Raw genomic sequence first — 13,339 nt, 5'->3', positions numbered from 1 at the left:
TCAGGCCCTCGTGCCGGGTTCAGGCGCCGGTGGCGAGGAGTTCGTCGGCGTGGGTGTTCACCGGCTGGGGGGTGCCCGTGAGGTCGAGGACGAAGAGGGGGATCCCGAGGGCGTCGGCGCGACGGTGGGCGTTGTCCGCGTACCCGGCCAGGGAGAAGTAGACGCATCCCGTGGACTCCGACATGGCCGTCAACCACAGGCACTCCACGTCGCGCAGTGTGGCCGGGCGGACGGTGGGGTCCACCTGCGCCAGGATGCCGCGGGCGGCGAGTCCGATGCCCGAGGGCGGGCGCTGATCCGCCTTGCGGATGTCGCGGTAGCCGAGCCACCGCAGATACAGCGCGGCCGCCGTCACGGCGTCCCGGGCGGTACGGATGGTCACCGGCTGGAACACCGGGCGCGGTGTCGGGGTGGTGCGGGGCAGCGGGACGTGGTCGGGGATGGGAGGGCTTCCCGGCGCGGCGGGGGCGGGTGACGCCCCTGCGGTACTGAGGGGCGGCGGCCCGGCGGTACCGGGGGGCGGCGGCTCGGGAGTGTGCGGTGCCGCCTCCGGTTCCGTCTCCAGGTCCGCGGGGGCGCCGGTGCCCGGCACGACCTCCGCGCGCAGGGGGCGCCGTACCCCTCGTACCGGAATCCGCAGCATGGTTCCGCAGGGGCAGTCCAGTTCCGGGTGGGGCCACTGGTCCGCGCGCCCGCAGGTGTCGCAGGGGACCGTGACCCAGTCCTCGTCCCACGTGCGGTGGGTGACCGGCGCGGGATCGGCGAGGCGGTCGAGCGGGGGCGTGACGGGGGCGCCGCACACGCACGGGTACGACGGCGCGGCGAAGAGATGCTCGCGACGGCAGGCCGGACACCGCACCGGCACGCTCTCGGCCATGGCCCACTCCAGGACGTCACGTCGGGACAGCGTGTCCATCGTCCTCCAGGCGGGGGGCCCGCGGCAGCGAAACGCGTCGACAACCCCAGCCCTTTCCCCCCGCGGATCCAGCCGCGTGCGCGCCCTTGACGCTCTTCGGTACGCCACCTACATTACTTCCAGATAGTAGAAGTTAATTTCCGTAATGTGGAATTTCCGTATTGCGGAATCACCAGGAATCGCCAGCTCTCCGCGGGGCGCGACGGGAGCGCGAATCCGACAGCCGAAGCAGGAGTACTCCATGGCTCGTATGACCGCTGCCCGCGCGGCAGTCGAGATCCTCAAGCGCGAGGGCGTCAGCGACGCGTTCGGCGTCCCGGGCGCGGCGATCAACCCCTTCTACGCGGCCCTCAAGGCCTCCGGGGGGATCAGCCACACCCTTGCCCGCCATGTCGAGGGCGCCTCGCACATGGCGGAGGGCTACACCCGCACCCACCCGGGCAACATCGGCGTCTGCATCGGCACGTCGGGACCCGCGGGCACCGACATGATCACCGGCCTCTACTCCGCCATCGGCGACTCGATCCCGATCCTGTGCATCACGGGCCAGGCGCCGACCGCCGTGATCCACAAAGAGGACTTCCAGGCCGTCGACATCGCCTCGATCGCGAAGCCGGTGACCAAGATGGCGGTCACCGTGCTGGAGGCGGCCCAGGTCCCCGGCGTCTTCCAGCAGGCCTTCCACCTCATGCGCTCCGGCCGTCCGGGCCCGGTCCTCATCGACCTGCCCGTCGACGTCCAGCTCACCGAGATCGAGTTCGACCCGGAGACGTACGAGCCGCTCCAGGCGTACAAGCCCGCCGCCACCCGTGCCCAGATCGAGAAGGCGATCGGGCTGCTGAACGAGTCCGAGCGGCCGCTGATCGTCGCAGGCGGCGGTGTCATCAACGCCGATGCCTGTGAACTCCTCGTGGAATTCGCCGAGTTGACAGGCATCCCGGTCGTCCCGACCCTGATGGGCTGGGGCGTCCTGCCCGACGACCACGAGCTGAACGCCGGCATGGTGGGCCTGCAGACCTCGCACCGCTACGGCAACGCGACCTTCCTGGAGTCCGACTTCGTCCTCGGCGTCGGCAACCGCTGGGCCAACCGTCACACCGGCAAGCTGGACGTCTACACGGCGGGCCGCACCTTCGTCCACGTCGACATCGAGCCCACCCAGATCGGCAAGATCTTCGCCCCGGACTACGGCATCGCCTCCGACGCGAAGGCCGCGCTCGAACTGTTCGTCCAGGTGGCGAAGGAACTCAGGGCCGAGGGCCGGCTGCCGGACCGCTCCGCGTGGGCCGCCTCCGCCCAGGAGCGCAGGGCGACCCTCCAGCGCCGTACGCACTTCGACGACATCCCGATCAAGCCGCAGCGCGTCTACGAGGAGATGAACAAGGCCTTCGGCCCGGAGACCCGGTACGTCTCCACCATCGGCCTCTCGCAGATCGCCGGCGCCCAGATGCTGCACGTCTACCAGCCCCGGCACTGGATCAACTGCGGCCAGGCGGGACCGCTCGGCTGGACGATCCCGGCCGCGCTCGGCGTCGCCAAGGCCGACCCGGAGGCCTCCGTCGTCGCCCTCTCCGGCGACTACGACTTCCAGTTCATGATCGAGGAACTGGCCGTCGGCGCCCAGCACCGGATCCCGTACGTCCATGTCCTGGTCAACAACTCCTACCTGGGCCTGATCCGCCAGGCGCAGCGGGCCTTCGACATCGACTTCCAGGTCAAGCTGGAGTTCGAGAACATCAACTCGCCCGAACTCGGCGTCTATGGCGTCGACCACGTCAAGGTCGTCGAGGGCCTCGGCTGCAAGGCGATCCGCGTCACCGATCCGGCCGAGCTGGGTGCCGCCTTCGAGCAGGCCAAGAAGCTCGCCGCCGAGTACCGGGTGCCGGTCGTCGTCGAGGCGATCCTGGAGCGCGTCACCAACATCTCGATGTCCACGACGAACGACATCGGAAACGTCGTGGAGTTCGAGGAGATCGCGACCGAGCCGGGCCACGCGCCCACATCCATCAGGACACTGAAGGTCTGACGTACGCGTCCCTCACGTATCAGGGGCGGTTCACCGTTCGGGTGAGCCGCCCCTTGTGTTTTTCCCCCGTGTTCCCCCGTACCTTCGTACCCCCGTAACCCCCGTCACGAGGCCCGCCGCCCCCGTGCCGGCGGGCCCCGTGTGCCGAGAATGTGCCCATCACCGGGGTGAGTTGAAGCCCCTGGGGTCGTGTTCAGAGCTTGATTTGAGGGTTGCGTAGTCGGCGTACGTCCACTGGCGTACGTGTCCGAGCCGTGTTCTCAGTCGTCCGGGAGCTCGAGTTCCTCGAATCCCGGCCAGTGGTCGGGGCCGCCGCCCTGCCAGTCGATGATGTCGCTCTTGTCGACCTCGATCTCGTCCAGGTCGACCTCGGCCCGCCGCAGGATCTCGACGACGTCGTCGAGGTGGTAGGCGACACCGAGCGTCTCGTCCCCCGTGGTGACCCGTCGCGAGCCGTCCAGTGCCGGGGCGTGCACGACGATGCTGGGATAGTCCATGCTTTCAGGCTGCTGTGCTCCGGCCGACTCCGCACCCCGGGAGCACCCCCGGAGCACGCCGAGGCGCCGGGTACGGAGTCCGTACCCGGCGCCTCGCTCGGTGTGTGACGGGGACCGCGGTGGTCGCGACGGAACCGGAGCCTGCCTTCCCTCAGGTCGAGAAGAGGGTCCCGGGACCTTCACCACCGCACTGGCTCGCATCCGCCGCGGTCCTCGTCGTGCCCGCGTGCCACCGGCGACCACCCCTCATCCGGGTCGCTCGGGTCCTCGCGGGCCGCGCGTCAGCGGGCCGACCTCCCGTCTGGCCCGGTGACGCGGTCGGGGGGTCAGTCCTCGCGCAGGGCGTGGACCGCTTCCGCCACGCGCCGGCCGTACTCCGGGTCGGCGGCGTGGAAGTGGGCGAGGTTCTTCTCGACGACGTCGTCGCGGGAGACCTGTGCGAGGCCGCCGGCGATGTTCGCGATCAGCCGGGACCGCTCCTCGGCCGACATCAGGCGGTAGAGCTCGCCCGCCTGGAAGAAGTCGTCGTCCTTGGTGTGGAGGGGAGCCTCGTGGGCGCCGGTCCAGCCGGCGACGGCCAGCGGGGCCGACAGCGGGCGGCCGGTCTCGGCCGGGCCGCCGTAGGAGTTCGGCTCGTAGTTCTTGGCGGCGCGGCCCTGCGCGTTGGACGCCATGAAGCCGTCGCGGCCGTAGTTGTCCGCGGTCGTGGCCTTCGGCGCGTTCACCGCGAGCTGGGTGTGGTTGACGCCGAGGCGGTAGCGGTGGGCGTCCGCGTAGGCGAACAGCCGGCCCTGGAGCATCTTGTCGGGGGAGGGGCCGATGCCCGGAACGAAGTTGTTCGGGGAGAACGCGGCCTGCTCGACCTCGGCGAAGACGTTGTCGGGGTTGCGGTCCAGGACCAGCCGGCCCACGCGCTGGAGCGGGAAGTCCTTGTGCGGCCACACCTTGGTGAGGTCGAAGGGGTTGAAGCGGTAGTCCGCCGCCTCGGCCGCGGGCATGATCTGGACGTAGAGGGTCCAGGACGGGCGCACGCTCCGCTCGATCGCCTGGAGCAGGTCCGTCTGGTGGGAGTTCGGGTCCTTGCCCGCGATCTCCTGCGCCTGCTCGGTGGAGAGGCTGCGGACGCCCTGGTTCGTCTTGAAGTGGTACTTGACGAAGAAGGCCTCGCCCTCGGCGTTCGTCCACTGGTAGGTGTGCGAGCCGTAGCCGTTCATGTGCCGGTACGAGGCGGGGATGCCGCGGTCGCCCATCAGCCAGGTCACCTGGTGCGTGGCCTCGGGGGCGTGCGCCCAGAAGTCCCAGACGTTGTCCGGCTCCTGCTTGCCCGTGAACGGGTCGCGCTTCTGGGAGTGGATGAAGTCGGGGAACTTGAGCGGGTCCTTGATGAAGAAGACGGGGGTGTTGTTCCCGACGAGGTCGTAATTCCCCTCCTCCGTGTAGAACTTGACCGCGAAGCCGCGCGGGTCGCGGACGGCGTCCGCGCCGCCCAGGTTGTCGGCGACGGTGGAGAAGCGCAGGAAGACCTCGGTGCGCTTGCCGACCGTGTTCAGGAAGTCGGCGTGGGTGAATCCGGTGACGTCGTCCGTGACCTCGAAGTGGCCGTACGCGCCGGAGCCGCGGGCGTGCACCACGCGCTCCGGGATGCGCTCGCGGTTGAACCGGGCGAGCTTCTCCAGGAGGTGCTGGTCCTGGAGGAGGAGCGGGCCGCCTGCGCCGGCGGTGGCTGAGTTCTGGTTGTCGGCGACGGGAGCGCCGGACTCGGTCGTAAGCACGCGCTTCGACATCGTGAACCTTCCATGCGAGGGGCAGCGGAAACCGACTTCCGCTTTGTGGAGCCTAGGTTTGGGGCGTTCCGAACGTCAACAGTTTGTTGAAATGGGTTGGGTTCCGGGTGGCGCCACCGCTTGGGCGCGACAGGACAGGTGTCAGCGACGACACCACCCGGAAGTCTCAGTACCGCCCCGGAGTTCACGGGGCTGCGCCCGGCATGTCAGGCCGCGTCCGGCGCGTCTGATCGCGCTCGACGCATCCCGTCGTGCCCGAGGCGCAAGGGCCGGGCCCGGCGTGACCGGGCCGTGTCAGAGTTTTGCGCCCGAGAGGCGCTCCACGGATCGCAGGAGGGCCGAGTGGTCGAGGCCGCCGTCGCCCTGGGCGCGCAGGGAGGCGACGAGCTGGGCGACCACGGAGCCCACCGGCAGCGCGGCGCCGACCGTGCGGGCGGCGTCCGTGACGATGCCCATGTCCTTGTGGTGCAGGTCGATGCGGAAGCCCGGCTTGAAGTCGCGGTTCAGGAAGTTGTCCTTCTTCCGCGTCAGTACGGTGGAGCCGGCGAGCCCGCCGCCCAGGACGTCGAGCGCGGCCTTCAGGTCCACGCCGGACTTCTCCAGGAAGACCACGGCCTCGGCGCACGCCTGGATGTTCACGGCGACGATCAGCTGGTTCGCGGCCTTCACGGTCTGGCCGGAGCCGTGCGGACCGCAGAGCACGATGGTCTTGCCGAGCGCCTCGAAGATCGGCTCGGCCTCGTCGAAGTCGGCCTGCTCGCCGCCGACCATGATCGACAGCACGGCCTCGATCGCCCCGGCCTCGCCACCGGACACGGGAGCGTCCAGAACCCGGATCCCCTTCGCGGCGGCGGCGTTCGCGAGGTCCACGGAGGTCTGCGGGGTGATCGACGACATGTCGATCAGCAGCGCGCCGGACCTCGCGTTCTCCAGGATGCCGTCGGGGCCGTACGCGATGGCCTCGACCTGCGGGGAGGCGGGCACCATCGTGATCACCACGTCGGCGTCCCGCACGGCCTCGGCGATCGAACCGGCGGCCGTACCGCCCGCGGCGGCGAGGCGCTCCAGCTTGTCCTGCTCCAGTGTGAACCCGGTGACGTCGTACCCGGCCTTGACCAGGTTCTCCGACATGGGGGAGCCCATGATGCCGAGACCGATCCAGGCGACCGCCGGGCGGGTCGGACGGTTCGGGCGGGAGGAATCTGCAAGGGTGCTGCTCATGAGGGTGCCTCTCTGACTGCTGTGATACGTCGATGAGTTGCCGCTCAGCGGGCGGCTCGGGCCTCGGTCGGCAGCCAGTCGAAGGCCGCCGCGCTCGGACGGTCGCCCGGCTTGTACTCCAGGCCGACCCAGCCCTCGTAACCCGCCTTCCGCAGCCGGCCGAGCAGGTCCTCCAGGGGTAGGGTCCCGGTGCCCGGGGCGCCGCGGCCGGGGTTGTCGGCGATCTGCACGTGGCCGGTCTTCGCGGCGTACCGCTCGATCACCGACGGCAGGTCCTCGCCGTTCATGGACAGGTGGTACAGGTCCATGAGGAACCTGGCGTTGCCGAGGCCGGTCGCCTCGTTGACCCTGTCGACGACGGCGACTCCCGCCGGGGCGCTCACGAGGGGATAGAGCGGTGACTCGGGCTGGTTGAGGGTCTCGATCAGGAGGATCGCGCCGATCCGGTCGGCGGCCCGTGCCGCGAGGACCAGGTTCTCCAGCGCGAGCGCGTCCTGCTCGGCCGGCTCCACGCCCTCGACGCGGTTGCCGTAGAGCGCGTTGAGGGCCTTGCAGCCCAGCGACCGCGCGAAGTCGGCCGCCACGTCGATGTTGGCGCGGAACCTCTCCGACTCCGCGCCGGGGATCGACAGCGCGCCCCGGTCGGGACCGGGCAGCTGTCCGGCGTAGAAGTTCAGCCCCGTGAGCTGGACGCCCGCGTCCTCGATCGCCTTCTTCAGGGCGTCGAGTTCGGACCGCTCGGGGGTGGGGGAGTCGACCCAGGGCCACCACAGCTCGACCGCGGTGAAGCCCGCCGCGGCGGCGGCCGCGGGGCGCTCCAGGAGCGGGAGTTCGGTGAAGAGGATCGACAGGTTGACGTTGAAGCGTTGCTCGGTGGCTGTGCCCCATTCGGAACCCGGCATGTGGCTCGGCGCTCCCTTCCGTGTCGAGACGTTCGGCGGCGAGAGTCGAGACGTCATTGAATTCCGTATTACGGAAGTTAGTTTCTGCTTAATGGAAGACTGCCGTCGGGCGTCGAGGCTTGTCAAGAGGGGGCTGCCGGAAAATCGACACCGCGCAGTAGGTTGAGCGCGTGCGATTGAGAGTGGAGTTCACGACCGAGCCCTTCGACCTCGACGAGGCGCCCCCGCACGCGCTGGTCGCCCGCGAGGTCATCGAGGCGGCCGAGCTGGACGCCGTGGACGTCGGCCCGTTCGGCAACACCGCCGAGGGGGAAGCGGACGCGGTGCTCACCGCGGTCGACGCGCTGCTGCGCCGGGCTCTGGCGGCCGGCGCCACCAGGGTCTCGCTGCAGGTGAACGCGGTCGGGGAGGGTGATAAGTGACCGGCATCGGAAACGACCCCTTCGTCGCGGCGGTCAAACCGCTGGTCGATGCCATGGGGGGCGAGATGGTGGCGCCCGACGAGGCCGGCCCCGACGATGTCGTGCTCTCCTGGGAGGGTGCGGACGTGGTCGCCGTGCGGCTGCCGCAGCTGGCCGACTCGCTCGATCACATCCTGGCCGCCCTGGAGCGCAAGCAGGGCAAGCCGCTGGCCGACCTCGACCGCAAGTCCAAGCAGGAGGTCGTACGGGTGCTCGAGGCCCGCGGAGCCTTCTCGGTGCGGCACGGCGTGGAGACGGTGGCGAGCGCGCTGGGTGTCAGCCGCTTCACCGTCTACAACTACCTGAACCGCGAGAAGGAGGCCTGAGCGCCGGGCGTCGGTGGTTGCCTCGCGCCGGGCGTCGGTTGTTACCTCGATTTTTCAACAAAGTGTTGACGTGGTGTTTCCGAGGGCGTTAGCTAGCCGCAGCCCGTCCAGCACAAGGCCACGGAGGCTTCCCGTGACTTCGAGTACGACACCCGGCGGCCTCGCCCGGTTCAATGCCCTGGAGGAGCACGCGGCCCACGCCGCCCTCCAGGAGGCGTGCGCCTCGACGGCCTGGGTGCGCACCCTGCTCGCCCGCCGCCCGTACATCACCCCCGACGACCTCTTCGCCGCGAGCGACGCCGCCATGGCCGAGCTGACCGCCGAGGACCTGGCGGAGGCGATGGCGGGGCACCCGCCGATCGGGCGACCGAAGCCCGGGGACCCCACTTCCTCCCGGGAGCAGCGCGGCATGGCCGGCGCCTCCGCGGAGCTCAAGGAGGAGATGCTCGAACTGAACCTGGCGTACCAGGAGAGGTTCGGCCATGTCTTCCTGATCTGCGCCACCGGCCGGACCGGCGAGCAGATGCGCGACGCGGTCAAGGAACGGATCGGCAACTCGCCCGAGCGGGAGCGCGAGATCGTCCGCTCCGAACTGGGCAAGATCAACCGCATCCGGCTGGCCCGTCTCGTGGAGGAGGAGAACGCATGAGCACCGACACCACCGCATCCGTGTCCACCCACATCCTGGACACCAGCGTCGGACGCCCCGCCGAGGGTGTCGCCGTCCGGCTCGCGGCCCGCGGCGGCCGTACGGCTGACTGGCGGGAGCTCGGCGGCTCGGCGACCGACGCGGACGGGCGGTGCAAGGACCTCCCGGCGCTGCCGGAGGGGACGACCCACGTACGGCTCGACTTCGAGGTCGAGGCGTACTTCGAGAAGAAGCAAGCCGATGCGCAGCAGGACGCCCCCGCGAATCGGGACAGCGGTGCGAGCGGAGTGTTCTTCCCCGAGGTGGCGATCACCTTCGCCGTCAGGCCGGGCGAGCACTACCACGTACCGCTGCTGCTCAACCCGTTCGGCTACTCCGTTTACCGAGGGAGCTAGCAGAAATGACTGACAATTCCCACCGCGGCCGCCCTGTGATCCTGGGACAGAACCAGTACGGCAAGGCCGAGAACCGCGTCGTGAAGATCACCCGCGACGGCGCGACGCACCACATCAAGGACCTGAACGTGTCCGTGGCGCTGAGCGGCGACATGGAAGAGGTCCACTACTCGGGCTCCAACGCCAACGTCCTGCCGACGGACACCACCAAGAACACGGTGTACGCCTTCGCCAAGGAGTACGGCATCGAGTCCGCCGAACAGTTCGGCATCCACCTGGCCCGGCACTTCGTGACCTCGCAGGAGCCGATCAAGACGGCGCGCATCCGCATCGAGGAATACGTCTGGGAGCGCATCGAGACCTCCGACGCCAACTCCAGGTTCATCGGCGCCGACGATGTCAAGCACTCCTTCGTACGCAAGGGTCAGGAGACCCGGGTCACCCAGATCACCTATGACGGCTCGTCGTGGGAGGTCATCTCGGGGCTGAAGGACCTCGTGGTGATGAACTCGACGAACTCCGAGTTCTGGGGCTACGTCAAGGACAAGTACACGACGCTCCCCGAGGCGTACGACCGCATCCTGGCCACCCAGGTCTCCGGCCGCTGGCGCTTCAACTGGACCGGCGACGAGCAGAAGATGCCCAACTGGGAGAAGTCCTACGACCAGGTCAGGAAGCACATGCTCCAGGCCTTCGCGGAGACCTACTCCCTGTCGCTGCAGCAGACCCTGTACCAGATGGGCTCGCGGATCATCGACAACCGCAGCGAGATCGACGAGGTCCGCTTCTCGCTCCCCAACAAGCACCACTTCCTCGTCGACCTGGAGCCGTTCGGGCTCGAGAACGACAACGAGGTGTACTTCGCGGCCGACCGGCCCTACGGACTGATCGAGGCCACCATCTTGCGCGACGGCTGCGAGCCGCACATCCCGGTGGACCTCACCAACCTCTGAGCCCACTTCTGCACCAACCTCCGAGGCCTTGGCGAAGGCCCCTCCTTCGGCACCCGTGGCGTCGACAGCCGCGGCACTCAAACCTCCTAGGGTCCTGCCGTGCCCACCCCTCGAAACGAAGAAGGACGCACCATGGCAGCATCGGCAGAAGCCCGGCGCATCGTCATCGAGAACTGTGCGATCGCGACGGTGGACGCGGGCGACACCGAGTACGCATCGGGTCATGTCGTCGTCGCGGACAACCGCATCGAGTCGCTCGGCGCGGGCAGGGCCCCGGAGGGCCTGGAGAACGTCGTACGCCGCATCGACGCCACCGGCCACCTCGTGACCCCCGGCCTGGTCAACACCCACCACCACTTCTACCAGTGGATCACCCGCGGCCTGGCCACCGACCACAACCTCTTCAACTGGCTCGTCGCGCTCTACCCGACCTGGGCGCGCATCGACGAGCGGATGGTCTCCGCCGCGGCGCAGGGCTCCCTCGCCATGATGGCCCGCGGCGGCGTCACCACCGCCATGGACCACCACTACGTCTTCCCGCAGGGCTCCGGCGACCTGTCCGGCGCCATCATCCGGGCCGCCCGCGAGATGGGCGTCCGCTTCACCCTCGCCCGCGGCTCCATGGACCGCAGCGAGAAGGACGGCGGGCTGCCCCCGGACTTCGCCGTCGAGACCCTCGAAGGCGCCCTCGCCGCCACCGAGGCGACGGTCGACGAGCACCACGACCCCTCCTTCGGCGCCATGACCCAGGTGGCCGTCGCGCCCTGCTCGCCCTTCTCGGTCTCCACCGAACTCATGCGTCAGGGCGCCGAGCTGGCCCGCCGCAAGGGCGTACGACTGCACACGCACGGCTCGGAGACCGTGGAGGAGGAGCAGTTCTGCAAGGAACTGTTCGGCATGGGCCCGACCGAGTACTTCGAGTCCACCGGCTGGCTCGGCGAGGACGTGTGGATGGCGCACTGCGTCCACATGAACGACTCCGACATCGCCGCCTTCGCCCGTACGAAGACCGGTGTCGCCCACTGTCCCTCGTCCAACGCCCGTCTCGCGGCCGGCATCGCCCGCGTCCCCGACATGCTCGCGGCCGGCGTCCCGGTCGGCCTCGGCGTCGACGGCACCGCCTCCAACGAGTCCGGCGAACTCCATACCGAACTGCGCAACGCCCTCCTCATCAACCGCCTCGGCGCCCATCGGGAAGCCGCGCTGAACGCCCGTCAGGCGCTGCGGCTGGGCACCTACGGCGGCGCCCAGGTCCTGGGCAGGGCGGCGGAGATCGGCTCCCTGGAGCCGGGCAAGCTCGCCGACCTCGTGCTGTGGAAGCTGGACACCCTCGCGCACGCCTCGATCGCCGACCCGGTGACCGCGCTGGTCTTCGGCGCGGCGGCCCCGGTCACGCTCTCGCTCGTGGGCGGCGAGCCGGTGGTGGAGAACGGCCGGCTGCTGCACGTCGACGAGGACGCCGTCGCCCGCGCCACGCGGGAGGAGGCGCAGCGCCTCGCGAGGATCGCCGCGGAGGCCTGACCGCCGTACGCAATCTCCTTGGGCCGTAAGGCACTTGGACCCGTCCGGCACCTGATCTCCGGCTGAGGGGGACGGCCCTCGGCCGGTGCCCGTGGACCCGAGCTGGGTCCATGGTGGCCGTCTCCGGGGCGTGCATGGACATGCGCGCCCCGGAACGGTCTCCCTCGCCCTTTTGGGGCGTTCCGTCCCCCCGGTCCCGCACGACCGCGCACCACCTCCCGAAACCCACGTCAGAGCCGACGTGTCACCCGCCCGGAGGAGCCGCCGTGACCGCCCACCCCGTCGACGAGAAACTGCCCGCACTCAAGATGGCCACCACGGGTCTGCAACACGTGGCCGCCATGTACGCCGGAGTCGTCGCCCCACCCCTGATCGTCGGCGCCGCCGTCGGTCTGTCCCCCACCGAGCTGACCTTCCTCACCGGCGCCTGCCTGTTCACCGCGGGCCTCGCCACCTTCCTCCAGACCCTCGGCTTCTGGAAGATCGGAGCGCGGCTGCCGTTCGTCAACGGTGTCACCTTCGCGGGCGTCGCCCCCATGACCGCCGTCGTCGCCTCCACCAAGGACAAGTCGGACGCCCTGCCGGTCATCTTCGGCGCGGTGATGGTCGCGGGCGTCCTGGGATTCGTGGCGGCCCCCTTCTTCAGCAAGGCCGTCCGCTTCTTCCCGCCCGTCGTCACCGGCACCGTCATCACCCTCATAGGTGTCTCGCTGCTGCCGGTCGCCTTCGGCTGGGCGCAGGGACCCGATCCCGCGGCGCACGACTACGGTTCGCCGACCTACCTGGGCCTCGCGGCGGCCACGCTCGTGCTCGTGCTGCTGCTGCGCCGCTTCACCCGCGGTTTCGTCAAGCAGATCGCCGTGCTGCTCGGCCTGGTCATCGGCACGCTCGTGGCGATCCCGTTCGGTGTCACGGACTTCGGTCCGGTGACCGAAGCGGACGTGGTCGGCTTCCCGACGCCGTTCCACTTCGGCGCCCCGCAGTTCCAGCTCGCCGCGATCCTCTCGCTGTGTGTGGTCATGGTGGTCTCGATGACCGAATCGACCGCGGACATGCTGGCGTTGGGCGAGATCGTCGAGCGTCCCGCCGACGAGCGGACCATCGCGGCGGGCCTGCGCGCCGACACCCTCGGCTCGGCCCTCAGCCCGCTCTTCAACGGCTTCATGTGCAGCGCCTTCGCGCAGAACATCGGGCTGGTCGCGATGACGCGGATCCGCAGCCGGTACGTCGTCGCCACCGGCGGCGGTTTCCTGGTGCTGATGGGCCTGTGCCCGATGGCCGCGTCGCTGATCGCCGTCGTACCGCGCCCGGTCCTCGGCGGGGCAGGCGTCGTCCTGTTCGGCTCGGTCGCGGCCAGCGGCATCCAGACCCTGGTCAGGGCCGGCCTGGAGAAGGACAACAACGTCCTGATCGTCGCCGTGTCGCTGGCCGTCGGGATCATCCCGATCACCGCGCCGGACTTCTACCACGCGTTTCCCCAGACCGCGCGGATCGTCCTGGACTCGGGGATCTCCACGGGGTGCTTGGCGGCCGTCGTGCTCAACCTCGTCTTCAACCACCTGGGCCGAAACCGGGACGACGACGAGGTCACGGCCCCGATGGAGCCGGGTGAGGAGATCGTGGACCGGCGCACCGGTCCCGGCCCCGCGGCGGTGGGCGCGTAGCGGTCCGGGCCAGGATCCGCGCCC

At 69.7% G+C, this 13,339-nt stretch carries 13 protein-coding genes; 8 read left to right on the top strand and 5 right to left on the bottom strand.

All coding sequences use genetic code 11. The annotated features are described in order from the left end of the window. Positions 1-19: 19 nt before the first annotated feature. The gene (locus SMIR_RS05880) at positions 20-916 is read right to left on the bottom strand and encodes a hypothetical protein (RefSeq protein WP_422664405.1); all 897 of its coding nucleotides are present in this window, start codon (positions 914-916) and stop codon (positions 20-22) included. 241 nt (positions 917-1,157) lie between these two features. Here SMIR_RS05880 and gcl point away from each other — a divergent pair, with 241 nt between their 5' ends. Then, complete coding sequence (gene gcl / locus SMIR_RS05875; RefSeq protein WP_212726703.1) at positions 1,158-2,942, top strand: glyoxylate carboligase; 1,785 nt, start codon at positions 1,158-1,160, stop codon at positions 2,940-2,942. 260 nt (positions 2,943-3,202) lie between these two features. On the opposite strand, the gene SMIR_RS05870 is transcribed toward gcl, so the two are convergent. From SMIR_RS05870 to SMIR_RS05855, 4 genes are all read right to left on the bottom strand, one after another. Next, a complete protein-coding gene (locus SMIR_RS05870; RefSeq protein WP_168497084.1) occupies positions 3,203-3,439 on the bottom strand; it encodes a hypothetical protein in 237 nt (78 codons plus the stop codon). Between the two features lie 326 nt (positions 3,440-3,765). Further along, a complete protein-coding gene (locus SMIR_RS05865) occupies positions 3,766-5,223 on the bottom strand; it encodes a catalase (protein ID WP_212726702.1) in 1,458 nt (485 codons plus the stop codon). A gap of 294 nt (positions 5,224-5,517) precedes the next feature. After that, the gene (locus SMIR_RS05860; protein WP_168497088.1) at positions 5,518-6,444 is read right to left on the bottom strand and encodes a 2-hydroxy-3-oxopropionate reductase; all 927 of its coding nucleotides are present in this window, start codon (positions 6,442-6,444) and stop codon (positions 5,518-5,520) included. A 44-nt stretch (positions 6,445-6,488) separates the two neighbouring features. Next, positions 6,489-7,346 carry a TIM barrel protein gene (locus SMIR_RS05855; protein ID WP_212726701.1) on the bottom strand — a complete coding sequence of 286 codons (858 nt, stop codon included), beginning with the start codon at positions 7,344-7,346 and terminating at the stop codon, positions 6,489-6,491. A gap of 170 nt (positions 7,347-7,516) precedes the next feature. On the opposite strand from SMIR_RS05855, the gene SMIR_RS05850 reads away from it, so the two are divergent. The 7 genes from SMIR_RS05850 (at position 7,517) to SMIR_RS05820 (ending at position 13,315) form a co-directional block, all read left to right on the top strand. Continuing rightward, positions 7,517-7,768 (top strand): YkoF family thiamine-binding protein, encoded by a 252-nt coding sequence (locus tag SMIR_RS05850; RefSeq protein ID WP_097286782.1) that lies wholly within the window; start codon positions 7,517-7,519, stop codon positions 7,766-7,768. After that, a complete protein-coding gene (locus SMIR_RS05845; RefSeq protein WP_168497092.1) occupies positions 7,765-8,133 on the top strand; it encodes a helix-turn-helix domain-containing protein in 369 nt (122 codons plus the stop codon). The genes SMIR_RS05850 and SMIR_RS05845 overlap by 4 nt, the downstream gene beginning before the upstream one ends. A gap of 133 nt (positions 8,134-8,266) precedes the next feature. Then, positions 8,267-8,782, top strand: a complete 516-nt coding sequence (gene uraD / locus SMIR_RS05840; protein WP_168497094.1) for a 2-oxo-4-hydroxy-4-carboxy-5-ureidoimidazoline decarboxylase — start codon at positions 8,267-8,269, stop codon at positions 8,780-8,782. Beyond that, positions 8,779-9,177, top strand: coding sequence for a hydroxyisourate hydrolase (gene uraH / locus SMIR_RS05835; RefSeq protein WP_168497096.1), 399 nt, complete (start codon positions 8,779-8,781; stop codon positions 9,175-9,177). The genes uraD and uraH overlap by 4 nt, the downstream gene beginning before the upstream one ends. 5 nt (positions 9,178-9,182) lie before the next feature. Beyond that, on the top strand, positions 9,183-10,130 hold the full coding sequence (gene pucL / locus SMIR_RS05830) for a factor-independent urate hydroxylase (protein ID WP_212726700.1): 948 nt from the start codon (positions 9,183-9,185) through the stop codon (positions 10,128-10,130). 132 nt (positions 10,131-10,262) lie between these two features. After that, positions 10,263-11,651: an 8-oxoguanine deaminase gene (locus SMIR_RS05825; RefSeq protein WP_212726699.1), complete on the top strand. Its 1,389-nt coding sequence runs from the start codon at positions 10,263-10,265 to the stop codon at positions 11,649-11,651. Between the two features lie 266 nt (positions 11,652-11,917). Continuing rightward, entirely contained in the window at positions 11,918-13,315 is a 1,398-nt protein-coding gene (locus tag SMIR_RS05820; protein ID WP_168497102.1) for a nucleobase:cation symporter-2 family protein, read from the top strand. Positions 13,316-13,339 lie beyond the last annotated feature (24 nt).

Source organism: Streptomyces mirabilis, assembly GCF_018310535.1.
Lineage (GTDB): Bacteria > Actinomycetota > Actinomycetes > Streptomycetales > Streptomycetaceae > Streptomyces.
The sequence above is the reverse complement of the archived record's forward strand: the minus strand, read 5'-3'. Positions and strand labels throughout refer to the sequence as shown.